The 25,914-nt window shown below is 69.1% G+C and carries 30 protein-coding genes and 1 pseudogene; all 31 read right to left on the minus strand.

The features are described 5' to 3' along the window. Nucleotide 1 precedes the first annotated feature (1 nt). The 31 genes and pseudogenes from F1544_RS15525 to rplJ all read right to left on the minus strand — a co-directional run bounded on the left by F1544_RS15525 (nt 2) and on the right by rplJ (nt 25,888). Nucleotides 2–601, minus strand: coding sequence for an adenylate kinase (locus tag F1544_RS15525; RefSeq protein ID WP_167586976.1), 600 nt, complete (start codon nt 599–601; stop codon nt 2–4). After that, complete coding sequence (gene secY / locus F1544_RS15530) at nt 598–1,899, minus strand: preprotein translocase subunit SecY (protein ID WP_167586978.1); 1,302 nt, start codon at nt 1,897–1,899, stop codon at nt 598–600. Before secY ends, F1544_RS15525 begins: the two co-directional genes overlap by 4 nt. A gap of 191 nt (nt 1,900–2,090) precedes the next feature. Beyond that, nucleotides 2,091–2,552, minus strand: coding sequence for a 50S ribosomal protein L15 (gene rplO, locus F1544_RS15535; RefSeq protein WP_208971973.1), 462 nt, complete (start codon nt 2,550–2,552; stop codon nt 2,091–2,093). A 1-nt stretch (nt 2,553) separates the two neighbouring features. After that, entirely contained in the window at nt 2,554–2,736 is a 183-nt protein-coding gene (rpmD, locus tag F1544_RS15540) for a 50S ribosomal protein L30 (protein ID WP_166605555.1), read from the minus strand. Beyond that, complete coding sequence (rpsE, locus tag F1544_RS15545) at nt 2,736–3,386, minus strand: 30S ribosomal protein S5 (RefSeq protein ID WP_167586980.1); 651 nt, start codon at nt 3,384–3,386, stop codon at nt 2,736–2,738. The genes rpmD and rpsE overlap by 1 nt, the downstream gene beginning before the upstream one ends. Nucleotides 3,387–3,426: 40 nt before the next feature. After that, a complete protein-coding gene (gene rplR / locus F1544_RS15550; protein ID WP_167587019.1) occupies nt 3,427–3,804 on the minus strand; it encodes a 50S ribosomal protein L18 in 378 nt (125 codons plus the stop codon). A gap of 2 nt (nt 3,805–3,806) precedes the next feature. Further along, nucleotides 3,807–4,346 carry a 50S ribosomal protein L6 gene (gene rplF, locus F1544_RS15555; protein WP_167586982.1) on the minus strand — a complete coding sequence of 180 codons (540 nt, stop codon included), beginning with the start codon at nt 4,344–4,346 and terminating at the stop codon, nt 3,807–3,809. Nucleotides 4,347–4,359: 13 nt separating this feature from the next. Then, nucleotides 4,360–4,758 carry a 30S ribosomal protein S8 gene (rpsH, locus tag F1544_RS15560; protein WP_166605552.1) on the minus strand — a complete coding sequence of 133 codons (399 nt, stop codon included), beginning with the start codon at nt 4,756–4,758 and terminating at the stop codon, nt 4,360–4,362. A gap of 82 nt (nt 4,759–4,840) precedes the next feature. Continuing rightward, nucleotides 4,841–5,026, minus strand: a complete 186-nt coding sequence (locus F1544_RS15565) for a type Z 30S ribosomal protein S14 (RefSeq protein ID WP_167586985.1) — start codon at nt 5,024–5,026, stop codon at nt 4,841–4,843. Between the two features lie 2 nt (nt 5,027–5,028). Beyond that, nucleotides 5,029–5,601 (minus strand): 50S ribosomal protein L5, encoded by a 573-nt coding sequence (gene rplE / locus F1544_RS15570; protein WP_244308767.1) that lies wholly within the window; start codon nt 5,599–5,601, stop codon nt 5,029–5,031. After that, a complete protein-coding gene (gene rplX, locus F1544_RS15575) occupies nt 5,601–5,972 on the minus strand; it encodes a 50S ribosomal protein L24 (protein ID WP_167586987.1) in 372 nt (123 codons plus the stop codon). The genes rplE and rplX overlap by 1 nt, the downstream gene beginning before the upstream one ends. Before the next feature lie 2 nt (nt 5,973–5,974). Continuing rightward, nucleotides 5,975–6,343: a 50S ribosomal protein L14 gene (gene rplN, locus F1544_RS15580; RefSeq protein WP_166605549.1), complete on the minus strand. Its 369-nt coding sequence runs from the start codon at nt 6,341–6,343 to the stop codon at nt 5,975–5,977. A gap of 115 nt (nt 6,344–6,458) precedes the next feature. After that, on the minus strand, nt 6,459–6,740 hold the full coding sequence (gene rpsQ, locus F1544_RS15585; protein WP_167586989.1) for a 30S ribosomal protein S17: 282 nt from the start codon (nt 6,738–6,740) through the stop codon (nt 6,459–6,461). A 2-nt stretch (nt 6,741–6,742) separates the two neighbouring features. Then, nucleotides 6,743–6,985 (minus strand): annotated as a pseudogene (gene rpmC, locus F1544_RS15590) (50S ribosomal protein L29); the annotation flags it as partial. Next, nucleotides 6,985–7,404, minus strand: a complete 420-nt coding sequence (rplP, locus tag F1544_RS15595; RefSeq protein ID WP_166605547.1) for a 50S ribosomal protein L16 — start codon at nt 7,402–7,404, stop codon at nt 6,985–6,987. The gene rplP and the pseudogene rpmC, both read right to left, overlap by 1 nt. Before the next feature lie 3 nt (nt 7,405–7,407). Next, the gene (rpsC, locus tag F1544_RS15600; protein WP_167586991.1) at nt 7,408–8,256 is read right to left on the minus strand and encodes a 30S ribosomal protein S3; all 849 of its coding nucleotides are present in this window, start codon (nt 8,254–8,256) and stop codon (nt 7,408–7,410) included. Further along, the gene (gene rplV / locus F1544_RS15605) at nt 8,256–8,636 is read right to left on the minus strand and encodes a 50S ribosomal protein L22 (protein ID WP_166605545.1); all 381 of its coding nucleotides are present in this window, start codon (nt 8,634–8,636) and stop codon (nt 8,256–8,258) included. The genes rpsC and rplV overlap by 1 nt, the downstream gene beginning before the upstream one ends. Before the next feature lie 80 nt (nt 8,637–8,716). Beyond that, on the minus strand, nt 8,717–8,998 hold the full coding sequence (rpsS, locus tag F1544_RS15610) for a 30S ribosomal protein S19 (RefSeq protein WP_167586992.1): 282 nt from the start codon (nt 8,996–8,998) through the stop codon (nt 8,717–8,719). A gap of 15 nt (nt 8,999–9,013) precedes the next feature. After that, nucleotides 9,014–9,853 (minus strand): 50S ribosomal protein L2, encoded by an 840-nt coding sequence (gene rplB / locus F1544_RS15615; RefSeq protein WP_167586993.1) that lies wholly within the window; start codon nt 9,851–9,853, stop codon nt 9,014–9,016. A 46-nt stretch (nt 9,854–9,899) separates the two neighbouring features. Then, nucleotides 9,900–10,211, minus strand: coding sequence for a 50S ribosomal protein L23 (gene rplW / locus F1544_RS15620; RefSeq protein ID WP_167586995.1), 312 nt, complete (start codon nt 10,209–10,211; stop codon nt 9,900–9,902). Continuing rightward, on the minus strand, nt 10,208–10,906 hold the full coding sequence (gene rplD, locus F1544_RS15625; RefSeq protein WP_167586996.1) for a 50S ribosomal protein L4: 699 nt from the start codon (nt 10,904–10,906) through the stop codon (nt 10,208–10,210). Before rplD ends, rplW begins: the two co-directional genes overlap by 4 nt. A 4-nt stretch (nt 10,907–10,910) precedes the next feature. Then, the gene (rplC, locus tag F1544_RS15630) at nt 10,911–11,570 is read right to left on the minus strand and encodes a 50S ribosomal protein L3 (protein ID WP_208971974.1); all 660 of its coding nucleotides are present in this window, start codon (nt 11,568–11,570) and stop codon (nt 10,911–10,913) included. A 13-nt stretch (nt 11,571–11,583) separates the two neighbouring features. Further along, complete coding sequence (gene rpsJ / locus F1544_RS15635) at nt 11,584–11,892, minus strand: 30S ribosomal protein S10 (RefSeq protein ID WP_012084982.1); 309 nt, start codon at nt 11,890–11,892, stop codon at nt 11,584–11,586. A 408-nt stretch (nt 11,893–12,300) separates the two neighbouring features. Then, on the minus strand, nt 12,301–13,494 hold the full coding sequence (gene tuf / locus F1544_RS15640) for an elongation factor Tu (protein WP_166605541.1): 1,194 nt from the start codon (nt 13,492–13,494) through the stop codon (nt 12,301–12,303). A gap of 114 nt (nt 13,495–13,608) precedes the next feature. Then, nucleotides 13,609–15,711 (minus strand): elongation factor G, encoded by a 2,103-nt coding sequence (gene fusA, locus F1544_RS15645; protein WP_167586998.1) that lies wholly within the window; start codon nt 15,709–15,711, stop codon nt 13,609–13,611. A 62-nt stretch (nt 15,712–15,773) separates the two neighbouring features. Next, nucleotides 15,774–16,244, minus strand: a complete 471-nt coding sequence (rpsG, locus tag F1544_RS15650; RefSeq protein WP_167587000.1) for a 30S ribosomal protein S7 — start codon at nt 16,242–16,244, stop codon at nt 15,774–15,776. Further along, nucleotides 16,244–16,618 carry a 30S ribosomal protein S12 gene (rpsL, locus tag F1544_RS15655; protein ID WP_012084987.1) on the minus strand — a complete coding sequence of 125 codons (375 nt, stop codon included), beginning with the start codon at nt 16,616–16,618 and terminating at the stop codon, nt 16,244–16,246. The genes rpsG and rpsL overlap by 1 nt, the downstream gene beginning before the upstream one ends. 281 nt (nt 16,619–16,899) lie before the next feature. Continuing rightward, the gene (locus F1544_RS15660; protein WP_167587002.1) at nt 16,900–20,793 is read right to left on the minus strand and encodes a DNA-directed RNA polymerase subunit beta'; all 3,894 of its coding nucleotides are present in this window, start codon (nt 20,791–20,793) and stop codon (nt 16,900–16,902) included. A gap of 125 nt (nt 20,794–20,918) precedes the next feature. After that, nucleotides 20,919–24,401: a DNA-directed RNA polymerase subunit beta gene (gene rpoB, locus F1544_RS15665; RefSeq protein WP_167587004.1), complete on the minus strand. Its 3,483-nt coding sequence runs from the start codon at nt 24,399–24,401 to the stop codon at nt 20,919–20,921. A gap of 445 nt (nt 24,402–24,846) precedes the next feature. Then, nucleotides 24,847–25,230, minus strand: coding sequence for a 50S ribosomal protein L7/L12 (gene rplL, locus F1544_RS15670; RefSeq protein ID WP_167587006.1), 384 nt, complete (start codon nt 25,228–25,230; stop codon nt 24,847–24,849). 73 nt (nt 25,231–25,303) lie between these two features. Then, nucleotides 25,304–25,888 (minus strand): 50S ribosomal protein L10, encoded by a 585-nt coding sequence (gene rplJ, locus F1544_RS15675; RefSeq protein ID WP_167587008.1) that lies wholly within the window; start codon nt 25,886–25,888, stop codon nt 25,304–25,306. Nucleotides 25,889–25,914: the final 26 nt, after the last annotated feature.

A 25,914-nucleotide genomic window follows, 5' to 3' on the forward strand; every position in this document is an offset into this window, starting at 1 on the left:
GTCAGCCGGCGTCCGCGAGGCCGGCCGCGGGGGCGTCGTCCCCGAGCGCGGCGACCAGGCGCGAGGTCACGTCGTCGATGCTGCCCAGGCCGTCCACGCTGCGCAGCAGACCCCGGTCGGAGTAGACCTGCACCAGCGGCGCGGTCTGCTCGAGGTAGACCTCCTGGCGCGTGCGCACGACGCCCTCGGCGTCGTCGCTGCGGCCCTCGGCACCGGCGCGCAGCGTCAGGCGGCGCACCAGCTCGTCGGTGTCGGCCGTGAGCTCCAGGACGGCGGTCAGCGCGGTGCCGGCCTCGGCCAGCATGTCGTCGAGCTCGCGCACCTGGTCGGTCGTGCGGGGGTAGCCGTCGAGGATGAAGCCGCCCGCGGCGTCGGGCTGGGCCAGGCGGTCGCGGACCATCGCGTTGGTGACGGTGTCCGGGACGTACTTGCCCGCGTCCATGTACTCCTTGGCCGTCGTGCCCAGCTCGGTCCCCTGCGCGACGTTGGCGCGGAAGATGTCGCCCGTGGAGATCGCGGGCACGTCGAGGCGGGCCGCCAGGCGCTTGGCCTGGGTGCCCTTCCCGGCGCCGGGGGGACCCAGGAGGACGAGACGGCTCATCGCAAGAACCCTTCGTAGTTGCGCTGCTGGAGCTGAGACTCGATCTGCTTCACCGTCTCCAGGCCGACCCCGACGATGATCAGGATGGACGTGCCCCCGAAGGGGAAGTTGCTGTTGGCGTTGAACGCCACCAGCGCGATGAGCGGCAGGAGCGAGATGAGGCCGAGGTACAGGGCCCCCGGCAGGGTGATGCGGGTCAGGATGTAGTCGAGGTACTCGGCCGTCGGCCGGCCCGCGCGCACCCCGGGGATGAAGCCCCCGTACTTGCGCATGTTCTCGGCGACCTCGTCCGGGTTGAACGTGATCGCGACGTAGAAGAACGCGAAGAAGATGATGAGCAGGAAGTACGCCGCCATGTAGAGCGGGTGGTCCCCGCGCACCAGGTACTTGTCGATCCAGATGACCCAGCCGTCGTTCGGGTCGTTGAACTGCGCCAGCAGGGCCGGCAGGTACAGCAGCGACGAGGCGAAGATGACCGGGATGACGCCGGCCATGTTGACCTTCAGCGGGATGTAGGTGCTCGAGCCGCCGAACATGCGGCGCCCGATCATCCGCTTGGCGTACTGCACCGGGACGCGGCGCTGGGACTGCTCGACGGCGACCACGGCCGCGACCACGACGAGGCCCATGAGCAGGACCGCCGCGAAGGTGAGGAACCCGCGCTCGCGCTGGATGGCCCACAGCGACGTCGGGAAGCCCGAGGCGATCTGCACGAAGATCAGCAGCGACATGCCGTTGCCGACGCCGCGCTCGGTGACGAGCTCGCCCAGCCACATGACGAGGCCGGTGCCCGCGGTCATGGTCAGGACCATGAGGGCGATGACGTGCACGCTCTGGTCGGGGACGACCTGGGCGGTGCAGTTCGTCTGGAAGAGCCGCGTGGGGTCCCGCGCGATCGACACGTAGGTCGTCGACTGCAGGACCGCCAGGGCGATCGTGAGGTAGCGCGTGTACTGGGTCAGCTTGGTGGTGCCCTGCTGACCCTCCTTCTTGAGCTCCTCGAAGCGCGGGATGACCACGGTGAGCAGCTGGATGATGATGCTCGCCGTGATGTACGGCATGATCCCGAGCGCGAAGACCGACAGCTGCAGGAGCGCGCCGCCGGAGAAGAGGTTGACCAGGCCGAGCAAGCTGTTGCCGGTCTCGGCCTGCGCGATGCACTGCTGCACCGCGGAGTAGTCGACCCCCGGCGTCGGCACGAACGAGCCGACGCGGACGAGGACGATGATGCCGAGCGTGAACAGCAGCTTGCGGCGCAGGTCCGGCGTGCGGAACGCCCGGGCCAATGCGGTGAGCACTCGAACCTCCTGCACCGGCCCTGCGGCACGCAGGGGCGGACTGGGGACTGACGGACGGTTGGTGACCGGCGGCAGGCGCCGACCACGGTCCAGACCCTACCGCCCCCCGGAACGACCACGCGGCGGTAGCAGACGATCACTCGTCGCTACCGCCGCGGGGACGCACGGGGTCGTGCAGGTGTGCTGGTCGATCAGAGCGCGGTGGTCGACCCACCGGCTGCGGCGATCTTCTCCACGGCGGACGCGGAGAACTTGTGGGCGCTGACCTGCAGGGCCACACCCACCTCGCCCGTGCCGAGCACCTTCACGAGGTGCCCGTCGCGCACGGCGCCCTTGGCGACGAGGTCGTCCACGGACACGCTGCCACCCTCGGGGAAGAGGGAGGCGAGCTTGTCGAGGTTGACGACCTGGTACTCGACGCGGAACGGGTTCTTGAACCCGCGCAGCTTCGGCAGGCGCATGTGCAGGGGCATCTGGCCACCCTCGAACCCGGCAGGCACCTGGTAGCGCGCCTTCGAGCCCTTGGTACCGCGACCAGCGGTCTTGCCCTTGCTGCCCTCACCGCGACCCACGCGCTGCTTGGCGGTCTTCGCGCCAGGTGCGGGACGCAGGTGGTGCACCTTCAGGACGTGCTCGCCCGGAGTGCCGGCCATGTCAGTCCACCTCCTCGACGGTGACGAGGTGAGCCACCGTGTTCGCCATGCCGCGGAACTCGGGCTTGTCGTCCTTGACGACGCTCTGCCCGATCTTGTGCAGCCCGAGGCTGCGCAGCGTGTTCCGCTGGTTCTGCTTGCCACCGATGCCCGACTTGACCTGGGTCACCTTGATCCTGCCCATCAGGAGGTCACCCCCGCGGCACGTGCGCGCAGCATCGCGGCCGGGGCCACGTGCTCCACGGTCAGACCGCGGCGGGCCGCGACCTGCTCGGGGCGCTCGAGGCCCTTGAGGGCCTCGATCGTCGCGTGCACGATGTTGATCGCGTTGTCGCTGCCCAGGGACTTCGACAGGACGTCGTGGATCCCCGCGCACTCGAGCACGGCGCGCACCGGACCACCGGCGATGACGCCGGTACCCGGGGAGGCCGGGCGCAGCATGACCACGCCGGCCGCCTTCTCGCCCTGGATGGGGTGAGGGATGGTGCCCTGGATGCGGGGCACGCGGAAGAAGTTCTTCTTGGCCTCCTCGACGCCCTTGGCGATCGCCGCGGGCACCTCCTTGGCCTTGCCGTAGCCGACACCGACGGTGCCGTCGCCGTCGCCCACGACCACGAGGGCCGTGAAGCTGAAGCGGCGGCCGCCCTTGACGACCTTGGCGACGCGGTTGATGGTCACGACGCGCTCGACGAAGTTGCTGCGGTCGCCCTGACCGCCGCGGGCGTCACCGCGACCGCCGTCACGGCGACCGCCGTCACGGCCACCGCGGTCGTTGCCACCGGCTCCGCCGGCCGCACCGGTTCCACCGGCGCCTCGGCGCTGGGGTCCAGGCATCAGACGTTCCTCTTCTCTGCTGCGGTCACGGTCGTCGCCCTCACAGGGCCAGTCCGGCTTCGCGGGCGCCGTCGGCGATCGCCGCGACACGTCCCGCGTAGCGGTTGCCGCCGCGGTCGAAGACCACGGCCTCGATGCCGGCCGCCTTGGCGCGCTCGGCCACGAGCTGGCCGACCTGCTTGGCCTTCGCCGACTTGTCGTCGGAGGAGCCGCGCAGGTCCGCCTCCATGGTCGAGGCGGACGCCAGCGTGTGGCCGGCCGCGTCGTCGATGACCTGCACGAAGACGTGGCGGGTCGAACGCGTGACGACGAGGCGCGGACGTGCGGCGGTGCCGACGACCTTCTTGCGCACGCGGGTGTGGCGGCGCTTGAGCGACGCGGACTTGCCCTTGGTGGTGCGCTGCGTGGACAGAGCCATCGTCACTTACCAGCCTTTCCGACCTTGCGGCGGACTACCTCGCCCGCGTACCGCACGCCCTTGCCCTTGTACGGGTCGGGCTTGCGCAGCTTGCGGATGTTGGCGGCGACCTCGCCGACCTGCTGCTTGTCGATCCCCGCCACGGAGAAGCGGGTCTGGTTCTCGACGGCGAACGTGATGCCCTCGGGAGCCCGGACGACGACCGGGTGGCTGAAGCCCAGGGCGAACTCGAGGTCCGAGCCCTTGGCGGCCACGCGGTAACCGGTGCCGACGATCTCGAGGCGCTTGACGTAGCCCTCGGTCACGCCGACGAGCATGTTGTTGATGAGCGTCCGCGTCAGCCCGTGCAGCGAGCGCGAAGCGCGCTCGTCGTCGGGACGCACCACCCGGAGGACGCCGTCCTCCGGGCGCTCGACCGTGATCGGGTCGGCGATGGTGTGGGCGAGCGTGCCCTTGGGGCCCGTGACCGTGACGGCGGAGCCGTCGATGGTCACGTCCACGCCGGCGGGAACGGGGATCGGAAGTCGACCGATGCGCGACATGAGTCCTCCTCCCTCACCAGACGTAGGCGAGGACTTCCCCACCCACGCCCTTCTTGTTGGCCTGCTTGTCGGTCAGCAGCCCCGAGGACGTGGACAGGATCGCCACGCCGAGGCCACCGAGCACGCGGGGCAGGTTGGTCGACTTCGCGTACACCCGGAGACCGGGCTTCGACACGCGGCGCAGGCCGGCGATCGAGCGCTCGCGGTTCGGGCCGAACTTCAGGTTCATCGTCAGCTTCTTGCCGACCTCGGCGTCCTCGACCGTCCAGGAGGCGATGTAGCCCTCCGCCTGGAGGATCTCCGCGATGTGCGACTTCAGCTTGCTGTACGGCATGGAGACCGTGTCGTGGTACGCCGAGTTGGCGTTGCGCAGACGGGTCAACATGTCCGCGATGGGGTCGGTCATCGTCATCGGGCTCGTCCGCCCTTCCTCACCGGGGTTTCCGGACCACGGGGCGTGGTGCGGACCTGCGGCGTCGTCGTGTACAGAGAGGTCACCAGCTGCTCTTCGTCACACCGGGCAGCTCGCCGGCGTGCGCCATCTCGCGGACGCAGATCCGGCACAGGCCGAACTTGCGGTAGACCGCGTGCGGTCGCCCGCAGCGCTGGCAGCGGGTGTAGCCGCGCACCGCGAACTTCGGCTTGCGCGCGGCCTTCATGATCAGAGCGGTCTTCGCCACGGTCAGTTCTCCTTGAAGGGGAAGCCCAGCGCACGGAGCAGCGCGCGGCCCTCCTCGTCGGTCTTCGCCGTCGTCACGACGGTGATGTCCATGCCGCGGACCCGGTCGATGCGGTCCTGGTCGATCTCGTGGAACATGGACTGCTCGTTGAGACCGAACGTGTAGTTGCCGTTGCCGTCGAACTGCTTCGGCGAGAGACCGCGGAAGTCGCGGATGCGCGGCAGCGCGAGCGACACGAGGCGGTCCAGGAACTCCCACATGCGGTCGCCGCGCAGCGTGGTGTGCGCGCCGATCGGCATGCCCTCGCGGAGCTTGAACTGCGCGATGGACTTGCGGGCCTTGGTCACCTGGGGCTTCTGCCCCGTGATGACGGTCAGGTCGCGGATCGCGCCGTCGATCAGCTTGGAGTCGCGTGCAGCCTCGCCGACACCCATGTTCACCACGACCTTGACCAGGCCGGGGATCTGCATGACGTTGCCGTACTCGAACTGCGTCTGCAGCGTGCTCTTGATCTCGTCCCGGTAGCGCTGCTTCAGGCGAGGCAGCGGGCGGGCGGTGGTGGTCTCAGTCGTCATCAGATGTCCTTGCCGGAGCGCTTGGCGACGCGGATCCGCTGGGTCTTCTGGCGACCGTCGCGCTCCACGGACTCGGTGCGGATGCCGACGCGGGTCGGCTTGCCCGTCTCCGGGTCGACCAGCTGCACGTTGCTGATGTGCAGCGGGGCCTCGCGGACCTCGATGCCGCCGGCGACGCCGGGAGCCGCCTTGGTGTGGCGCTTCATCTGGTTGACGCCCTCGACGAGCACCCGACCGGTGTCGGCGAAGACCTCCAGGACCTTGCCCTGCTTGCCCAGGTCGGAGGTCTTGGTGCCGTCCTCGTTGCGACGACCACGCACGCGCGTGATCACCTGCACGAGGTCACCCTTCTTGATCCTGATCTTCCCCATGGTCAGAGCACCTCCGGAGCCAGCGAGATGATCCGCATGAACTTCTTGTCGCGCAGCTCGCGGCCGACCGGCCCGAAGATGCGCGTACCCCGCGGGTCCCCGTCAGCCCGGAGGATGACGGCCGCGTTCTCGTCGAAGCGGATGTAGGAACCGTCGGCGCGCCGACGCTCCTTCTTGGTGCGGACGATGACCGCCTTGACGACGTCGCCCTTCTTCACGTTGCCACCGGGGATCGCGTCCTTGACCGTGGCCACGATCACGTCACCGATGCCCGCGTAGCGGCGGCCGGAGCCGCCGAGCACGCGGATGCAAAGGATCTCCTTGGCACCCGTGTTGTCGGCGACCTTGAGCCGCGACTCCTGCTGGATCACTCTCTACTCCTTCGTCGCGCCGGTTCTCGCCGTGCGGTCTGGCCGGACGGCGAGCCTGACGGAACGGACATGGACTCGTCTCGGGCGACCCCGGCCGGAGCCGGGGCGCCTGAGGTCACTTGGCGCGCTCGAGGACCTCGACCACGCGCCAGCGCTTGGTCGCGGACAGCGGACGGGTCTCGGCGATGAGGACGAGGTCGCCCACACCCGCCGACGAGACCTCGTCGTGCGCCTTGACCTTGGTGGTGCGGCGGATGACCTTCGCGTAGAGGGGGTGCTTGACGCGGTCCTCCACCTCCACGACGACGGTCTTCTGCATCTTGTCGCTGACGACGTAGCCGCGACGCGTCTTGCGCTGCCCGCGGTCGTTCGTCGTCTCGGCGCTCTGCTCGCTCACTCAGCGGCCTCCTTGGTGATCGGCGCCTCGGTGATGCCGAGCTCGCGCTCACGCATCGTCGTGTAGATGCGGGAGATGTCCCGCTTGACGGCGCGGAGCCGGCTGTTGTTCTCCAGCTGACCGGTCGCCGACTGGAAGCGCAGGTTGAAGAGCTCTTCCTTCGCCTTCTTGAGCTCCTCGACCAGCTTCGCGTCCTCGAACTCGCGCAGCTCGTCCGGGCCGAGGCCCTTGGTCCCGACGGACATCACGCCTCACCGCCTTCACGACGCACGATCTTGCACTTGACCGGCAGCTTGTGGATGGCGCGGGTCAGCGCCTCCGAAGCGGTCTTCTCGTTGGGGAACGACAGCTCGAACATGACGCGTCCGGGCTTGATGTTCGCGATCCACCACTCCGGCGAGCCCTTGCCGGAACCCATGCGGGTCTCGGCGGGCTTCTTGGTGAGCGGCCGGTCCGGGTAGATGTTGATCCAGACCTTGCCGCCACGACGGATGTGGCGGGTGATGGCGATACGAGCGGACTCGATCTGGCGGTTGGTGACGTAGCCGCCCTCCACCGCCATGATCCCGTACTCGCCGAACGTCACGCGGGTGCCGCCGCTGGCCGCACCACGCCGCGTGGGGTGGTGCTGCTTGCGGTGCTTGACTCGCCGTGGGATGAGCACGACTCAGGCCTCCGTTCCGTTCGAGCCCTTGCCGGTGACGGGCTGGGCAGCCGCCTCACCGGTGGGCGCGGCAGCGCCGGCCGCGGCCTCGGCCACGGGCGCGCTGGTCTCGGTGGGACGACGCCGGGGGGCGCCGCCGCGGTCGGGACGGTCACCGCGCTCAGGGCGACGGGGCGCCCGGGGGGCGGCCGCCTGCGACTGGGCGAGCTCACGGCTGGTGACGTCGCCGTGGTAGATCCAGACCTTCACGCCGATGCGGCCGAAGGTCGTCTTGGCCTCGTAGAAGCCGTAGTCGATGTTCGCGCGCAGCGTGTGCAGCGGCACACGACCCTCGCGGTAGAACTCCGAGCGGCTCATCTCCGCGCCGCCGAGGCGGCCCGAGCACTGCACCCGGATGCCCTTGGCGCCCGAGCGGAGCGACGTCTGCATCCCCTTGCGCATGGCGCGGCGGAACGAGACGCGGCTCGCGAGCTGCTCGGCGATGCCCTGGGCGACCAGCTGCGAGTCCACCTCGGGGTTCTTCACCTCGAGGATGTTCAGCTGCACCTGCTTGCCCGTGAGCTTCTCGAGCTCGCCGCGGATGCGGTCGGCCTCCGCACCGCGACGGCCGATGACGATGCCCGGCCGGGCGGTGTGGATGTCGATGCGGACGCGGTCACGCGTGCGCTCGATCTCGACCTTGGAGATGCCGGCCCGCTCCATGCCCTTGGACATGAGCCTGCGGATCGCGACGTCTTCCTTCACGTAGTCGGCGTAGCGCTGACCCGTCTTGGTCGAGTCGGCGAACCACCGGCTGGAGTGGTCGGTGGTGATGCCCAGTCGGAACCCGTGCGGGTTGACCTTCTGTCCCACTAGCGGGTCCTCCTCGTCTTCTTGGCGCCCGGAACCGCGGGCGCGACGACCACGGTGATGTGGCTCGTGCGCTTCAGGATGCGTCCCGCCCGGCCCTGGGCGCGGGGACGGAAGCGCTTCATCGTCGGCCCCTCGTCCACGGAGATGCTCTGCACGACGAGGTCGTTCGGGTCGAACGCCTCGGAGTGCTTGTCGGCGAGGAACCGCGCGTTGGCGATCGCACTCTCGACGAGCTTCAGCACCGGCTCGGCGGCCGCCTGGGGGGCGAACGAGAGCACGGCGACGGCCTCGTTGGCCTTCTTGCCCCGGATCAGGTCGACGACTCGGCGCGCCTTCTGGGGCGTGACGCGGAGGTACCGCGTCTGCGCCTTGGCTTCCATCCCTGTCCTGCCTTCTGGTCTCAGTCTCACGACTGGCGTTCGGTCACTTGCTCGGGCTGACGTTCGTGCCGACTCGGTGGTCAGCGACGACGCCCCTTGCGGTCGTCCTTCTCGTGACCGCGGAACGTGCGCGTGGGCGCGAACTCGCCGAGCTTGTGCCCCACCATCGCCTCGGTGACGAAGACGGGGACGTGCTTGCGGCCGTCGTGCACCGCGAACGTGTGGCCCAGGAAGTCCGGCGTGACGACCGAACGGCGGGACCAGGTCCGGATGACGGTGTGGGTGCCCGCTTCGTTCTGAGCGTCCACCTTCTTCTGAAGGTGGTCGTCGACGAAGGGGCCCTTCTTCAAGCTGCGAGGCATTGTTCTTCAGGCTCCCTATCGGCGCTTCTTGCCGGCGCGGCGCCGACGGACGATGAGCTTGTCGCTCTCCTTGCCCGGACGCCGCGTGCGGCCCTCGGCCTGGCCCCACGGGCTGACGGGGTGACGTCCACCGGACGTCTTGCCCTCGCCACCACCGTGCGGGTGGTCGATCGGGTTCATCGCGACACCGCGGACGGTGGGGCGCTTGCCCTTCCAGCGCATGCGGCCGGCCTTGCCCCAGTTGATGTTCGACTGCTCGGCGTTGCCGACCTCGCCGACGGTGGCGCGGCAGCGCACGTCGACGTTGCGGATCTCGCCCGACGGCAGGCGCAGCTGGGCGAAGCGGCCCTCGCGGGCCACGAGCTGGACGCTGGCGCCGGCCGAGCGCGCCATCTTCGCGCCGCCACCGGGGCGGAGCTCGACGGCGTGGATCACGGTGCCGACGGGGATGTTGCGCAGCGGCAGGTTGTTGCCGGGCTTGATGTCGGCGGCCGGACCGTTCTCGATCTGGTCGCCCTGCTTCAGGCGGGTCGGCGCGATGATGTAGCGCTTCTCGCCGTCCACGTAGTGCAGCAGCGCGATGCGCGCCGTGCGGTTGGGGTCGTACTCGATGTGCGCGACCTTGGCCGGCACGCCGTCCTTGTCATGGCGACGGAAGTCGATGACCCGGTAGGCGCGCTTGTGGCCGCCACCGATGTGGCGGGTCGTGATCCGGCCGGTCGAGTTGCGCCCGCCGGTCTTCGACAAGGGGCGGACGAGCGACTTCTCAGGCTCGGACCGCGTCACCTCGACGAAGTCGGCGACGCTCGAGCCACGGCGGCCCGGAGTCGTCGGCTTGTACTTGCGGATTCCCATGGTGCGTCAGTCCTCGGGTTCGATGGTGGTCTGCGACGGTCGCCGGTCAGGCGGCCGAGCCGCCGAAGATGTCGATCGTGCCCTCGCGCAACGTCACGATGGCCCGCTTGGTGTCCTTGCGCTTGCCGATCCCGTTGCGGGTCCGCCGGGTCTTGCCCTGGCGGTTCGCGGTGTTCACGGACGAGACCTTGACGCCGAAGACCTTCTCCACGGCGATCTTGATCTCGGTCTTGTTCGCGCCGGGGTCGACGATGAACGTGTATTTGCCCTCGTCGATGAGCCCGTAGCTCTTCTCCGAGACGACCGGCGCGATGAGGATGTCGCGCGGGTCCTTCTGCGTGCCGCCGAGCGCGCTCACAGGGTGCTCCCTTCCGACTCCGAGGCCACCGCGGTCGCCGTGCGGACCGGTCCGGCCACGAACGCGTCGAGCGCGTCGCGGGTGAACACGACGTCGTCGGAGACCATGACGTCGTAGGTGTTGAGCTGGTCGGCCACGAGGACGTGGACGCCGGCGATGTTGCGCAGGCTCTTCTCCGCCACCTCGTCGCCGCGGCGCACGACCACGAGCACGTTCTTGCGCCCGCTGAGGGTGCTGATCAGCGAGACCGCGGTCTTCGTCGAGGGGACGTCACCCAGGGCGAGGCCCTCGACGACGTGCACGCGCTCGTGGTTGACGCGGTCCGAGAGCGCTCCGCGCAGAGCGGCGGCGATCATCTTCTTGGGCGTCCGCTGGGAGTAGTCGCGCGGCTTCGGGCCGTGCACGACGCCACCACCGGTGAACTGGGGGGCGCGGAGCGAACCCTGACGGGCGCGGCCGGTGCCCTTCTGCTTGTACGGCTTCTTGCCGCCACCGCGGACCTCGCCCCGGCGCTTGACCGACGCGGTGCCCTGGCGGGCGGCGGCGAGCTGCGCCGTCACGACCTGGTGGATCAGGGGGACGTTGACCTGGCGGCCGAAGTGCTCGGCCGGCAGCTCGACGGTGCCGTTCGTCCCGCCGTCGGCGGTCCGCAGCGGCACGGTGATCGGCTCGGTGGCCTCGATCGTCGTGGACATCTGCTCAGGCCTCCTTCGTGCGCGCCTTGGACGCGTTCTTGACGAGGACCACGCCACCGCGGGGGCCGGGGACCGCGCCCGTGATGAGCAGCAGACCCTTCGCCGCGTCGATCGCGTGGACCGTCAGGTTCTGGGTGGTCTGGCGGGCGCCGCCCATGCGGCCGGCCATGCGCATGCCCTTGAAGACGCGACCGGGAGTGGCGCAGCCACCGATCGATCCGGGCTTGCGGTGGTTGCGGTGCGCACCGTGGGAGGCACCGACGCCGTGGAAGCCGTGACGCTTCATGACACCGGCGAAGCCCTTGCCCTTGGTGGTGCCGACGACGTCGACCGTCTCACCGGTGGTGAAGACCTCGACGGTGACCTCCTGGCCGGCGGTGTACTCCGCGGCGTCGGAGGTGCGCAGCTCGACCAGGTGACGGCGCGGCGCGACGCCGGCCTTGTCGAAGTGCCCGGTCGAGGGCTTGTTCGCCTTGCGCGGGTCGACGACCTGGGCGGCCAGCTGGACGGCCTCGTAGCCGTCGGTGGACGCGGTGCGGACCTGGGTCACGACGTTGGGCTCGACGCGGACCACCGTCACGGGCACGAGCCGGTTGGCCTCGTCCCACAGCTGGGTCATGCCGAGCTTGGTGCCGAGCACCCCTCGCAGTTGCCTGTCGCTCATCGTCTGCAGTCCCTCAGAGCTTGATCTCGATGTCGACACCCGCGGGGAGGTCGAGTCGCATGAGCGAGTCGACCGTCTTCGGCGTGGGGTCGATGATGTCGATGAGGCGCTTGTGCGTGCGCATCTCGAAGTGCTCGCGGCTGTCCTTGTACTTGTGCGGCGAGCGGATCACGCAGTAGACGTTCTTCTCGGTCGGCAGCGGCACGGGCCCGGCGACGGAAGCGCCAGTACGGGTCACCGTGTCGACGATCTTGCGCGCCGAGCTGTCGATGACCTCGTGGTCGTAGGCCTTGAGCCTGATGCGGATCTTCTGTCCCGCCATGGCGTCGTCTGACTCTCTCTCTTCGTCCCGCTACTGACTCGCGCGCGGCGCGGAGCCCTGGTCCGAGCTCCGACCCCCGAGGTCGGGCGTGTCGTGCTCTCGCACGGCTTCCACCCTCGCCCGGTTGCCCGGTGTGGTCCTGTTCAGGTCTGTACCGTCCGCCGCCCGACGAGTCGGTCGACGTTCGCGGTTGTGGCCGCGGGCGCGGAAGCACGCCTCAGCGACACAGCAACCCCGACAGTCTGCCAGAAGGCAGTGGCCCTTGGCCAATCGCGGCCCGCGGCTCCCACCGCGGACGACGAACCTGGTGTCCCCCACCGGAACGGCGCGGGCTTCTCGTGCGTGCGGGGCGGGTCCGAGAGGACCCGCCCCGCACGAGGTGTGAGCTGGGCGGCTAGGCCGCCCGCATCACTTGAGGATCTTCGTGACCCGGCCGGCGCCGACGGTGCGGCCACCCTCGCGGATCGCGAACTTGAGGCCCTCTTCCATGGCGATCGGCTGGATGAGGTCGACCTTCATCTCAGTGTTGTCGCCGGGCATGACCATCTCGGTGCCCTCGGGCAGCGAGACGACGCCGGTGACGTCGGTCGTCCGGAAGTAGAACTGCGGACGGTAGTTGTTGTAGAAGGGCGTGTGACGGCCACCCTCGTCCTTCGAGAGGATGTACGACTGCGCCTCGAACTCCGTGTGCGGGGTGATCGAGCCGGGCTTGCACACGACCTGACCGCGCTCGACGTCCTCGCGCTTGAGACCGCGCAGGAGCAGCCCGACGTTCTCGCCGGCCTGGCCCTCGTCGAGGAGCTTGCGGAACATCTCGACGCCCGTGACGGTCGTCTTCTGGTTCTTCTCGCGGATGCCGACGATCTCGACCTCCTCGTTGACCTTGAGGATGCCTCGCTCGATGCGCCCGGTCACGACGGTGCCGCGGCCGGTGATCGTGAAGACGTCCTCGATCGGCATGAGGAAGGGCTGGTCGACCGCGCGCACGGGCTCGGGGATCGCGGTGTCGACCGCGTCCATGAGCTCGAGCAGCTTGGCGCCCCACTCGGCGTCGCCCTCGAGGGCCTTCAGCGCGGAGACCCGCACGACCGGGAGGTCGTCGCCGGGGAACTCGTAGCTGGAGAGCAGCTCGCGGACCTCCATCTCGACGAGCTCGAGGAGCTCCTCGTCCTCGACCATGTCGGCCTTGTTCAGCGCGACGACGATGTAGGGGACGCCGACCTGGCGGGCCAGGATGACGTGCTCCTTCGTCTGCGGCATGGGGCCGTCGGTCGCCGCGACCACGAGGATGGCGCCGTCCATCTGCGCCGCACCCGTGATCATGTTCTTGATGTAGTCGGCGTGACCAGGGCAGTCGACGTGCGCGTAGTGGCGCGACTCGGTCTGGTACTCGACGTGCGCGATGGAGATGGTGATGCCGCGCTGGCGCTCTTCGGGCGCCTTGTCGATCTGGTCGAACGCCGACGCCGCGTTGAGGGTCGGGTACTTGTCGTGCAGCACCCGGGTGATGGCCGCAGTCAGCGTCGTCTTCCCGTGGTCGATGTGACCAATGGTGCCGATGTTGACGTGCGGCTTAGTCCGCTCGAACTTCGCCTTCGCCACTGGGGGTCCTCCTCGGACTTGTAGATCTTCCCCGACCCGGTGGGTCGGGAGGGTGGGTGTCCGGCCCACCGTGTGGTGGCCCAGATGGTGTTCTGCCGTGCCCTGCTGGGGGTGTTACTCCCCGCGGACCTTCTTGACGATCTCCTCCGACACGTTCCGCGGAACCTCCGCGTAGGAGTCGAACTGCATGCTGTAGACCGCCCGGCCCTGCGTCTTGGACCGCAGGTCCCCGACGTAGCCGAACATCTCCGACAGCGGGACCGTCGCCTTGACCAGCTTCGCCCCGCTGACGTCCTCCATGGACTGGATCTGTCCGCGGCGGGAGTTCAGGTCGCCGATGACTTCACCCATGTAGGACTCGGGGGTGCGGACCTCGACGGCCATGACCGGCTCCAGCAGAACCGGGTCAGCGCGCTTGACGGCCTCCTTGAGGACCATCGAGCCCGCGATCTTGAACGCCATCTCGGAGGAGTCGACGTCGTGCGCCGCACCGTCGAGAAGGCTCGCCCTGATGCCGACGAGCGGGTAGCCCGCCACGACGCCGAGCTGCATGGCGTCCTGGATGCCGGCGTCCACGCTCGGGATGTACTCCCGCGGGACGCGGCCACCGGTGACCTTGTTGTTGAACTCGTAGAACTCCCCGTCAGAGGTGTCCATGGGCTCGATGGTCACCTGGACCTTGGCGTACTGGCCGGACCCACCGGTCTGCTTCTTGTGGGTGTAGTCCATCTTCTCCACCGCGCGACGGATCGTCTCGCGGTAGGCGACCTGGGGCTTGCCGACGTTGGCCTCGACCTTGTACTCGCGGCGCATCCGGTCCACGAGGATGTCGAGGTGGAGCTCGCCCATCCCCTTGATGATCGTCTGGCCGGTCTCCTGATCGAGCTCGACCTGGAAGGTCGGGTCCTCCTCCGCCAGGCGCTGGATCGCGGTGCCCAGCTTCTCCTGGTCGCCCTTCGTCTTCGGCTCGATGGCCACCGAGATGACGGGCTCGGGGAAGGTCATCGACTCCAGGACGACCTGCTGCGCGGGGTCGCACAGCGTGTCGCCGGTGGTCGTGTCCTTGAGGCCGATCATCGCGTAGATGTGGCCCGCACGAGCCTCGTCGACCGGGTTCTCCTTGTTGGAGTGCATCTGGAAGAGCTTCCCGATGCGCTCCTTCTTGCCCTTGGTCGAGTTCACGACGCCCGAGCCGGCGGCGACGCGGCCGGAGTACACCCGGACGTACGTCAGCTTGCCGAAGAACGGGTGCGCGGCGACCTTGAAGGCGAGGCCGGAGAAGGGCTCGGTCGCGTCCGGACGGCGCACGATCTCCACCGTCTCGTCGCCGACCTTGTGCCCGACCATGGGCTTCACGTCCAGCGGCGAGGGCAGGTAGTCGATGACGGCGTCGAGCATGGGCTGCACGCCCTTGTTCTTGAACGCCGAGCCGCAGAAGATCGGGTAGAGCTCGGAGTTGACGGTCAGCGTGCGGACGCCGGCCTTGATCTCCTCCGTCGTCAGCTCACCCCCGCCGAGGTACTTCTCCATCAGCTCGTCGTCCGCCTCGGCGACGCGCTCGACCAGGGCGCTGCGGTACTCCGCGGCCTGCTCGGCCAGGTCGGCCGGGATGTCCTCGACCTCGTAGTCGGCGCCCATCTGGACGTCACCGCGCCAGGTCAGGGCCTTCATCGTGACCAGGTCGATGACACCGGTGAAGGTGTTCTCGGCACCGATCGGCAGCTGCATGACCAGCGGCTCGGCGCCGAGGCGCTCCTTGATCGTCTTCACGGTGAAGAAGAAGTCCGCGCCGAGCTTGTCCATCTTGTTGACGAAGCAGATGCGGGGGACGTCGTACTTGTCCGCCTGCCGCCACACCGTCTCGGACTGGGGCTCGACACCCTCCTTGCCGTCGAAGACGGCGACCGCACCGTCCAGGACGCGCAGCGAGCGCTCGACCTCGACCGTGAAGTCGACGTGGCCGGGCGTGTCGATGATGTTGATCTGGTTGTTGTCCCAGAAGCAGGTGGTGGCCGCGGAGGTGATGGTGATGCCCCGCTCCTGCTCCTGCTCCATCCAGTCCATCGTGGCCGCGCCGTCGTGGACCTCACCGATCTTGTAGTTGATCCCCGTGTAGAAGAGGATCCGCTCGGTGGTCGTGGTCTTGCCGGCGTCGATGTGGGCCATGATGCCGATGTTGCGGACCTTGGTCAGGTCCGTCAGCACGTCCTGTGCCACGGTTTACTGCCTCTTCCCTGGGATCGAGGGGGTGAGTCGGCGAGGTGCGGACGCCGCCGGGGTCACCAGCGGTAGTGCGCGAAGGCCCGGTTCGACTCGGCCATCTTGTGGGTGTCCTCGCGGCGCTTCACCGCGGCACCGAGGCCGTTGGACGCGTCGAGGATCTCGTTGAGCAGGCGCTCGGTCATCGTCTTCTCGCGACGCTGCCGGGAGTAGCCGACGAGCCAGCGCAGCGCGAGCGTCGTGGAACGGCTCGGGCGCACCTCGATCGGCACCTGGTAGGTCGACCCGCCGACGCGGCGGGAACGGACTTCGAGCGCCGGCTTGACGTTGTCGAGGGCGCGCTTGAGGACGACGACCGGGTCGCCGCCCGTCTTGTCGCGCGTGCCTTCGAGAGCGCCGTAGACGATGCTCTCCGCGACGGACTTCTTGCCGTCGAGGAGGATCTTGTTGACGAGCTGCGTCACCAGGGGGGACTGGTAGACGGGGTCCACCACGAGGGGACGCTTGGGTGCGGGGCCCTTGCGGGGCATCAGCTCTTCTCCTTCTTCGCGCCGTAGCGGCTGCGCGCCTGCTTGCGGTTCTTGACACCCTGCGTGTCCAGCGAGCCGCGGACGATCTTGTAGCGGACACCGGGGAGGTCCTTCACGCGGCCGCCGCGCACCAGGACCATCGAGTGCTCCTGGAGGTTGTGGCCCACGCCCGGGATGTAGGCCGTGACCTCGATGCCGCTCGTGAGCTTCACGCGCGCCACCTTGCGCAGCGCGGAGTTCGGCTTCTTGGGCGTCGTGGTGTACACGCGGGTGCAGACACCGCGGCGCTGGGGGCTGCCCTTGAGAGCGGGGGTCTTGGTCTTGACGACCTTGTCCTCCCGGCCCTTGCGGACCAGCTGCTGGATCGTAGGCACCCTGTCTCCGTCATTCGTTCGATCTGGTGTGTCGGCCTGCGCTGCCCGTGGTGGGCCGGCGCTACACGCTTGTGCCGACCCACGAGGTCGGGCGTGTCGTTCTCGGTGAGGACCCCCACGCCGACGTCCTGTCAGCTGTGTGCGGGCACGCTCGTGTCAAGCGGACACGAATCTACCTGCTGGGCAGGAGAGGGTCAAAACGGCTCGTGGCCGCCCTCTCCCCCACCGTGGCACCGCCCGTCCCCCCGCGGTCAGCGGGGGGACGGGCGGCACCGGAGGCGTCAGCGGTAGTCGCTGCTGCCGTAGTCGAACTCCTCGAGCGGGACGGCCTGACCGCTGCCGACCCCGAACTGGGAGTAGTCGACGTCGTCGTAGCCCGGCACCGCGTACATCTGCGCCTTGGCCTCCTCGGTCGGCTCCACCCGGACGTTGCGGTAGCGCGGGAGACCCGTGCCGGCCGGGATGAGCTTGCCGATGATGACGTTCTCCTTGAGCCCGAGCAGCGGGTCGCTCTTGCCCTCCATCGCGGCGTTCGTCAGGACGCGGGTCGTCTCCTGGAAGGAGGCCGCGGACAGCCACGAGTCCGTCGCGAGCGACGCCTTCGTGATGCCCATCAGCTCCGGGCGACCGGAGGACGGCTGGCCGCCCTCCGCCATGACCCGGCGGTTCTCCTCCTCGAAGCGCGCGCGCTCGACGAGCTCGCCCGGCAACATCTCGGCGTCGTTCTGCTCGATGATCGTGACGCGCTTGAGCATCTGCCGGACGATGACCTCGATGTGCTTGTCGTGGATCGACACGCCCTGCGAGCGGTAGACCTCCTGGACCTCGTCGACGAGGTGCATCTGCACCCGACGCGGCCCGAGGATGCGCAGCACCTGCTTGGGGTCGATGGCCCCCTGCACGAGCTTCTGGCCGACCTCGACGTGCGAGCCCTCCTCGACGAGCAGCCGGTGGCGCTTGGTCACCGGGTACGCGATCTCCTCGGACCCGTCGTCGGGGGTGACGACGAGGCGCCGGCCCTTGTCGGTGTCCTCGATGGACACGCGACCGGGGACCTCCGAGATGGGCGCGTTGCCCTTGGGGGTGCGGGCCTCGAAGAGCTCGACCACGCGCGGCAGGCCGTGCGTGATGTCGCCCGACTCCGACGCGGCACCACCGGTGTGGAAGGTGCGCATCGTCAGCTGGGTGCCGGGCTCGCCGATCGACTGGGCCGCGACGATGCCGACGGCCTCGCCGATGTCCACGAGCTTGCCGCTGGCCAGCGAACGCCCGTAGCAGAGGGCGCAGGTGCCGACCTTCGACTCGCAGGTGAGCACGGAGCGGACCTTGATGGTCTCCACGCCGCGCTCGACCAGGTCGTCGATGACGACGTCGCCGAGGTCCGAGCCGGCCGCGAGGACGACGTCGCCGTCGACCTCCACGTCGGAGGCCAGGACGCGGGCGTAGACGCTCGTCTCGACGTCGTCGTGACGGCGCAGCGACCCGTCGCCACCGCGGACCGCGATGGGCATCGAGAGACCGCGCGAGGTGCCGCAGTCCTCCTCGCGCACGATGACGTCCTGCGACACGTCGACGAGGCGCCGGGTGAGGTACCCGGAGTCCGCCGTGCGCAGCGCGGTGTCGGCGAGGCCCTTGCGGGCACCGTGCGTGGTGATGAAGAACTCCAGCACCGTCAGGCCCTCGCGGAAGCTGGCCTTCACGGGGCGGGGGATGATCTCGCCCTTCGGGTTGGCCATCAGGCCGCGCATGCCGGCGAGCTGACGCATCTGCATCCAGTTGCCTCGCGCCCCCGACGACACCATCCGGTGGATGGTGTTGTGCGTGGGCATCGCGGCCTCGAGGTCGCGGGCGACCTCGTTGGTGGCCTGGGTCCAGATCTCGATGAGCTCCTGGCGACGCTCGTCGTCGGTGATCAGACCGCGCTCGTACTGCTGCTGGACCTTCTCGGCCTTGGCCTCGAAGACCTCGAGGATCGCGAGCTTGTTCGGCGGCGTGACGACGTCGGAGATCGCGACCGTGGTGCCCGAGCGGGTGGCCCAGTGGAAGCCGGCCTCCTTCAGGGCGTCCAGCGTCGCGGCCACCTGGACCTTCGGGTAGCGCTCGGCCAGGTCGTTGACGATCAGCGACAGGCGCTTCTTGTCCACGACGGCGTCGACGAACTCGTAGTCCACGGGCAGCGTCTCGTTGAAGAGCGCGCGGCCCAGCGTGGTCTCCACGACCAGGTCGTCACCCGCGGTCCAGCCCTCGGGCAGCTTGCCGTCGGCGGCCCACGTGTGGCCGGGGACGACGCCCGAGAGGCGGATGCGGACCCGTGCGTTCAGGTCCAGCTGGCGAGCGTCGAACGCCATGATCGCCTCGGCGAGCGAGGAGAGCGTGCGCCCGGCGCCCAGCACGTCCTCGCGCTCGGCGGTGAGGTGGTAGATGCCGATGATCATGTCCTGGGTGGGCATGGTCACCGGGCGACCGTCCGCCGGCTTGAGGATGTTGTTGCTGGACAGCATGAGGATGCGGGCCTCGGCCTGCGCCTCGGCCGACAGCGGCACGTGCACGGCCATCTGGTCGCCGTCGAAGTCCGCGTTGAACGCGGTGCAGACGAGCGGGTGGATCTGGATGGCCTTGCCCTCGACCAGCTGGGGCTCGAAGGCCTGGATGCCGAGGCGGTGCAGCGTCGGGGCGCGGTTGAGCAGCACCGGGTGCTCGGTGATGACCTCGGACAGGACGTCCCAGACCACCGGGCGGGCGCGCTCGACCATGCGCTTGGCCGACTTGATGTTCTGCGCGTGGCTGAGGTCGACGAGCCGCTTCATGACGAAGGGCTTGAAGAGCTCCAGCGCCATCTGCTTGGGCAGGCCGCACTGGTGCAGCTTGAGCTGCGGGCCGACGACGATGACCGAGCGGCCGGAGTAGTCGACGCGCTTGCCGAGCAGGTTCTGGCGGAACCGGCCCTGCTTGCCCTTGAGCATGTCGGACAGCGACTTCAGGGGCCGGTTGCCCGGGCCCGTGACGGGACGACCGCGGCGGCCGTTGTCGAACAGCGCGTCGACGGCCTCCTGCAGCATCCGCTTCTCGTTGTTGACGATGATCTCGGGCGCACCGAGGTCCAGCAGCCGCTTCAGCCGGTTGTTGCGGTTGATGACGCGGCGGTACAGGTCGTTCAGGTCGGAGGTCGCGAAGCGGCCACCGTCCAGCTGCACCATCGGGCGCAGGTCCGGCGGGATGACCGGGACGCAGTCCAGGACCATGCCCTCGGGCGAGTTGCGCGTCGTCAGGAACGCCGAGACGACCTTGAGCCGCTTCAGCGCGCGCGTCTTGCGCTGCCCCTTGCCCGTCGCGATGATCTCGCGCAGGTTCTCGGCCTCGGCCTCGAGGTCGAAGCTCTGCAGGCGCTTCTGCAGCGCAGCAGCACCCATCCCGCCTTCGAAGTACATGCCGAAGCGCTCGCGCATGGCGCGGTAGAGCACCTCGTCACCCTCGAGGTCCTGGACCTTGAGGTTGCGGAAGCGGTCCCAGACCGTGGCGAGGCGGTCGATCTCGGCGTCGGCACGACGGCGGATCTGCGCCATCTCGCGCTCGGCCGACTCGCGCACCTTGCGGCGCACGTCCGACTTCGCACCCTCGGCCTCGAGCTCGGCCAGGTCGTTCTCGAGCGTCTTGGCGCGCGTGTCGACGTCGTTGTCACGACGGTTCTCGACCTCGCGCTTCTCGACCTCGATCTGCGCCTCGAGCGAGGAGAAGTCGCGCTGGCGACCCTCGTCGTCGACCCACGTGATCATGTAGGCGGCGAAGTAGATGACCTTCTCGAGGTCCTTCGGCGCCAGGTCGAGCAGGTAGCCCAGACGGCTCGGGACGCCCTTGAAGTACCAGATGTGCGTGACGGGGGCGGCCAGCTCGATGTGCCCCATCCGCTCACGACGCACCTTGGCGCGCGTGACCTCCACGCCGCAGCGCTCGCAGATGATGCCCTTGAAGCGGACGCGCTTGTACTTGCCGCAGTAGCACTCCCAGTCCCGGGTCGGACCGAAGATCTTCTCGCAGAAGAGCCCGTCCTTCTCCGGCTTGAGCGTGCGGTAGTTGATGGTCTCCGGCTTCTTGACCTCACCGTGCGACCACGTGCGGATGTCCTCCGCCGTGGCCAGGCCGATGCGTAGCTCGTCGAAGAAGTTGACGTCGAGCAACGTGATCTTCTTTCTGTCGTGTGCTGAGAGGTCTGACATTCCGTGGAACCCGCCCGGGACGTCCCGGGGGCTCCGTTGGCCGGCGGTGGCGGGCCGCAGGTGCGAACACCCGCGGCCCACGCCCGTCAGACCTCTTCGACGCTGCTCGGCTCGCGCCGAGCCAGGTCGATGCCCAGCTCCTCGGCCGCCCGGAAGACGTCCTCGTCGCTGTCGCGCATCTCGATGGCCATGCCGTCCGAGGAGAGGACCTCCACGTTCAGGCACAGCGACTGCATCTCCTTGATGAGCACCTTGAAGGACTCGGGGATGCCGGGCTCCGGGATGTTCTCGCCCTTGACGATGGCCTCGTAGACCTTCACGCGGCCGAGGACGTCGTCGGACTTGATCGTCAGGAGCTCCTGCAGGGCGTAGGCGGCGCCGTACGCCTCCAGGGCCCAGACCTCCATCTCGCCGAAGCGCTGACCACCGAACTGCGCCTTACCACCCAGCGGCTGCTGCGTGATCATCGAGTAGGGACCCGTGGAGCGCGCGTGGATCTTGTCGTCGACCAGGTGGTGCAGCTTCAGGATGTACATGTAGCCGACCGAGACCGGCTCCGGGAACGGCTCGCCGGAGCGGCCGTCGAACAGGCGCGCCTTGCCGTTGCCCTTGACCAGGCGCTCCCCGTCGCGGGTCGGCGTGGTCGAGGACAGCAGCCCGGTGATCTCCTCCTCGCGCGCACCGTCGAAGACGGGCGAGGCGATGCGGGAGCCGCCGGGAGCGCTGCGGATCTCCTCCGGGATGAGCTTCGCCCAGTCCGGCTGACCCTCGATCTCCCAGCCCTGCTGGGCGACCCAGCCGAGGTGGAGCTCGAGGACCTGGCCGACGTTCATCCGGCTCGGCACGCCGAGCGGGTTCAGGATGATGTCGACCGGGGTCCCGTCCTCGAGGAACGGCATGTCCTCGACGGGCAGGATCTTGGAGATGACGCCCTTGTTGCCGTGGCGGCCGGCCAGCTTGTCGCCGTCCGTGATCTTGCGCTTGTTCGCCACGTAGACGCGGACCAGCTGGTTCACGCCCGGGGGCAGCTCGTCACCCTCGTCGCGGTCGAAGACCTTGACGCCGATGACCGTGCCGGTCTCGCCGTGGGGCACCTTCAGCGACGTGTCGCGGACCTCGCGGGCCTTCTCGCCGAAGATGGCGCGCAGCAGGCGCTCCTCCGGGGTCAGCTCGGTCTCGCCCTTGGGCGTGACCTTGCCGACGAGCAGGTCGCCGTCGCGGACCTCGGCGCCGATGCGGATGATCCCGCGCTCGTCGAGGTCGGCGAGGACCTCCTCCGCGACGTTGGGGATGTCGCGGGTGATCTCCTCCGGCCCCAGCTTGGTGTCGCGGGCGTCGACCTCGTGCTCCTCGATGTGGATGGAGGAGAGGACGTCGTCCTGCACGATGCGCTGCGACAGGATGATCGCGTCTTCGTAGTTGTGGCCCTCCCACGGCATGAACGCCACGAGGAGGTTGCGGCCCAGGGCCATCTCGCCACCGTCGGTCGACGGGCCGTCGGCCAGGACCGTGCCGACCTCGACGCGGTCGCCGTCGCTGATCACGACGCGCTGGTTGTACGCGGTGCCGTGGTTGGAGCGGCGGAACTTCGCGACCCGGTAGGTCGAGGTGGTCCCGTCGTCGTTGCTGACCGTCACGAGGTCCGCGGAGACCTCCGTGGCGACGCCGGCCTTCTCGGCCACGATCACGTCACCCGCGTCGACGGCCGCGCGGAACTCCATGCCCGTGCCGATGAGCGGCGCCTCGGTCTTGACCAGCGGCACCGCCTGGCGCTGCATGTTCGAGCCCATGAGCGCGCGGTTGGCGTCGTCGTGCTCGAGGAACGGGATCATCGCGGTGGCGACGGAGACCATCTGCCGCGCCGCGACGTCCATGTAGTCGACCTCGGAGCGCTGCACGAACTCCGCGTCCCCGCCCTTGGCGCGGACCAGCACGCGGGCCTCGGCGAAGGCGCCGTCCGCGTCCAGCGGGGCGTTCGCCTGCGCGATGACGAAGGCGTCCTCCTCGTCCGCGGTCAGGTAGTCGACCTCGTCGGAGACCTTGCCGTCGGTGACCTTGCGGTACGGCGTCTCGATGAAGCCGAACGGGTTGATGCGCCCGTAGCTCGACAGCGACCCGATCAGGCCGATGTTCGGGCCCTCCGGGGTCTCGATCGGGCACATGCGGCCGTAGTGCGACGGGTGGACGTCGCGGACCTCCATGCCGGCGCGCTCGCGGGACAGACCGCCCGGCCCGAGCGCCGACAGGCGGCGCTTGTGGGTCAGCCCGGCGAGCGGGTTGGTCTGGTCCATGAACTGCGACAGCTGGCTCGTCCCGAAGAACTCCTTGATGGAGGCCACGACGGGACGGATGTTGATCAGCGTCTGCGGCGTGATCGCCTCGACGTCCTGGGTCGTCATGCGCTCGCGCACGACGCGCTCCATCCGCGACAGGCCCGTGCGGACCTGGTTCTGGATGAGCTCGCCGACGCTGCGCAGGCGGCGGTTGCCGAAGTGGTCGATGTCGTCGACCTCGACCCGGAGGTCGATCGGCTCACCGGCGCGCGTGCCCGGCATGGTGACCTCGCCGGCGTGCAGCTTGACGAGGTACTTGATCGTCGAGGCGATGTCGTCGACGGACAGCACGCTGTTGGCCAGCGGCTGCTCCTGCCCCAGCTTCTTGTTCACCTTGTAGCGGCCGACCTTCGCGAGGTCGTAGCGCTTGGGGTTGAAGTAGAGGTTGTCGAGCAGGTTGCGCGCGGCCTCCTGGGTCGGCGGCTCGCCCGGGCGCAGCTTGCGGTAGATGTCCAGCAGCGCGTCCTCGACGCCCGCGGTGTGGTCCTTCTCCAGCGTGGAGATCATCGACTCGTGGTCGGCGAACTCCTCGCGGATCTGGGACTCGCTCCAGCCGAGGGCCTTGAGCAGCACCGTGACGGACTGCTTGCGCTTGCGGTCGATGCGGACGCCGACCGTGTCGCGCTTGTCGATCTCGAACTCCAGCCACGCACCGCGCGACGGGATGATCTTGGCGGTCCACGTGTCGCGGTCCGACGTCTTGTCCGGCACGCGCTCGAAGTAGATGCCCGGCGAGCGGACGAGCTGCGAGACGACGACGCGCTCGGTGCCGTTGATGACGAAGGTGCCGCGCTCGGTCATGAGCGGGAAGTCGCCCATGAAGACGGTCTGGCTCTTGATCTCGCCGGTCGTCGTGTTCATGAACTCGGCGGTGACGAACAGGGGCGCGGCGTAGGTGAGGTCGCGCTCCTTGCAGTCCTCGAGCGTGTACTTCGCCGGCTCGAAGCGGTGGTCGCGGAACGACAGCGACATGGAGCCCGAGAAGTCCTCGATCGGGGAGATCTCCTCGAAGATCTCCTCCAGACCGGAGGTCATCGGGACGTCGAGCCCACCCGAGCGGGAGGCCTCGACGCGGTCCTGCCACCGCTTGTTGCCGAGCAGCCAGTCGAAGCTGTCGGTCTGGAGCGCGAGCAGGTCGGGAACCTCCAGAGGCTCCCGGATCTTGCCGAAGGAGTACCGACCGGAGACGGTGCGAGCGGAGTTGCCTGGTGCGGACGCTGTGCGCGAGGCGGCCAAGAGGGGTCCTTCCACGGGCCTGCGAACGTGACGTGCACTACCCGGTCCCACTCGGACGTCCCACTGGTCGACATCCGGTCATATGACGCTGGGCAGCGCAAAACAGCAGGGTACCCCACGAGGGCAGGTCTGTCCAAGCCCCCTCCGGCGGAGCGCCGGGCGTCGTCCCGACGCCTGCTCCCCGGTGCGACGGCGGTGTCGCACTCCGAGCCTCGGCGGATCGTCAGCCGGTGATGAGGATGTCCCCCGCGGGGCGCCGCGTCAAGGCACGCGGCCGCAGCGGTGGACGGCGTGTCGCGCGGAGCCCGCACGCACCCGCGCGCAGCGCGCCTCCCCAGCCGCGTGCCTGCGCCGGAGCGCCCCGGACGCGCGCAGGGGCGGCCGGGCCGCAGCCCGACCGCCCCTGGCGGAGTGCCCCGCGCCCCTCAGGGCGCGGAGCGGGGTGTCACTTGAGGGTGACGGTGGCGCCGGCAGCCTCGAGCTGGGCCTTCGCCTTCTCGGCGGCGTCCTTGGCGACCTTCTCCAGGACGGGCTTGGGGGCGCCGTCCACGAGGTCCTTGGCCTCCTTCAGGCCGAGGCTCGTGAGGGCGCGCACCTCCTTGATGACGCCGATCTTCTTCTCGCCGGCGGCCTCGAGGATGACGTCGAACTCGGTCTGCTCCTCCGCGGCCTCGGCCGGGGCGCCGCCGCCGGGGCCGGCAGCGACGGCCACGGGGGCGGCCGCGGTGACGTCGAAGGTCTCCTCGAACTTCTTCACGAACTCGGAGAGCTCGATGAGCGTGAGCTCCTTGAACGCGTCGAGCAGGTCGTCGGTGCTGAGCTTCGCCATGGTGGGCGGTCCTTCCTCGTCAGGGGTGCGTCTGGGGTGGTGCTGGGGGTCGTGCTGTCAGCTGCGTGGACGCTCAGGCGTCCACGGACTCCGCGGCGGCCGGCTCGGAAGCGGCGGCCGGCTCCTCGGCGGCCGCGGGCGCACCCTCGGACACCTTCTCCCGCAACGCGTCCACGGTGCGGACGGTCTTGGACAGCGGAGCCTGGAAGAGCGCTGCGGCCTTGGACTGGGTGGCCTTGAGGACACCCGCGACCTTGGACAGCAGCACCTCGCGGGACTCGAGGTCCGCGAGGGCGGCGACGTCGGCCGCGCTGATCGCGCGACCTTCGAGGTAGCCGCTCTTGACGATCAGCTGGGGGTTGGCCTTGGCGAAGTCACGCAGGCCCTTGGCCGCCTCGACCGGGTCACCGGCGACGAAGGCGATCGCGGTGGGGCCCGCGAGCTGCCCCTCGAAGGCCGAGACTCCGGCCTCGGTCGCCGCGATGCTGGCGAGCGTGTTCTTCACGACCGCGTAGGTCGTGTCGCGACCCAGCGATCGACGCAGCTCGGTGAGCTGCGCGACGGTCAAACCCCGGTACTCGGTGAGCACCGCAGCGTTGGAACCGTTGAACAGTGCCGCGATCTCCTTGACGGCAGCTGCCCTGTCACTCCGTGCCATGGGCCCTCCTTCCACTCATCGGGGGA

This window comes from Kineococcus rubinsiae (assembly GCF_011839805.1).
Classification (GTDB): domain Bacteria; phylum Actinomycetota; class Actinomycetes; order Actinomycetales; family Kineococcaceae; genus Kineococcus; species Kineococcus rubinsiae.

Bases quoted from the DNA above. Each gene is read 5' to 3' on its own strand.
- rpsH (WP_166605552.1), bottom strand. From the start codon at position 4,758: ATGACGATGACCGACCCCATCGCGGACATGTTGACCCGTCTGCGCAAC.
- rplL (WP_167587006.1), bottom strand. From the start codon at position 25,230: ATGGCGAAGCTCAGCACCGACGACCTGCTCGACGCGTTCAAGGAGCTC.
- rpsS (WP_167586992.1), bottom strand. From the start codon at position 8,998: ATGCCTCGCAGCTTGAAGAAGGGCCCCTTCGTCGACGACCACCTTCAG.
- rplB (WP_167586993.1), bottom strand. From the start codon at position 9,853: ATGGGAATCCGCAAGTACAAGCCGACGACTCCGGGCCGCCGTGGCTCG.
- F1544_RS15525 (WP_167586976.1), bottom strand. From the start codon at position 601: ATGAGCCGTCTCGTCCTCCTGGGTCCCCCCGGCGCCGGGAAGGGCACC.
- rplE (WP_244308767.1), bottom strand. From the start codon at position 5,601: ATGACGACTGAGACCACCACCGCCCGCCCGCTGCCTCGCCTGAAGCAG.
- rplO (WP_208971973.1), bottom strand. From the start codon at position 2,552: ATGGCCGGCACTCCGGGCGAGCACGTCCTGAAGGTGCACCACCTGCGT.
- rplD (WP_167586996.1), bottom strand. From the start codon at position 10,906: ATGTCCACGACGATCGAGGCCACCGAGCCGATCACCGTGCCGCTGCGG.
- rplR (WP_167587019.1), bottom strand. From the start codon at position 3,804: ATGGCTCTGTCCACGCAGCGCACCACCAAGGGCAAGTCCGCGTCGCTC.
- rplF (WP_167586982.1), bottom strand. From the start codon at position 4,346: ATGTCGCGCATCGGTCGACTTCCGATCCCCGTTCCCGCCGGCGTGGAC.
- rplC (WP_208971974.1), bottom strand. From the start codon at position 11,570: ATGAGCGACAGGCAACTGCGAGGGGTGCTCGGCACCAAGCTCGGCATG.
- rpsE (WP_167586980.1), bottom strand. From the start codon at position 3,386: ATGCCTGGACCCCAGCGCCGAGGCGCCGGTGGAACCGGTGCGGCCGGC.
- rplJ (WP_167587008.1), bottom strand. From the start codon at position 25,888: ATGGCACGGAGTGACAGGGCAGCTGCCGTCAAGGAGATCGCGGCACTG.
- rpsG (WP_167587000.1), bottom strand. From the start codon at position 16,244: ATGCCCCGCAAGGGCCCCGCACCCAAGCGTCCCCTCGTGGTGGACCCC.
- rplV (WP_166605545.1), bottom strand. From the start codon at position 8,636: ATGGAAGCCAAGGCGCAGACGCGGTACCTCCGCGTCACGCCCCAGAAG.
- rpmD (WP_166605555.1), bottom strand. From the start codon at position 2,736: ATGGGCAGGATCAAGGTGACCCAGGTCAAGTCGGGCATCGGTGGCAAG.
- rpsJ (WP_012084982.1), bottom strand. From the start codon at position 11,892: ATGGCGGGACAGAAGATCCGCATCAGGCTCAAGGCCTACGACCACGAG.
- rplX (WP_167586987.1), bottom strand. From the start codon at position 5,972: ATGGGGAAGATCAGGATCAAGAAGGGTGACCTCGTGCAGGTGATCACG.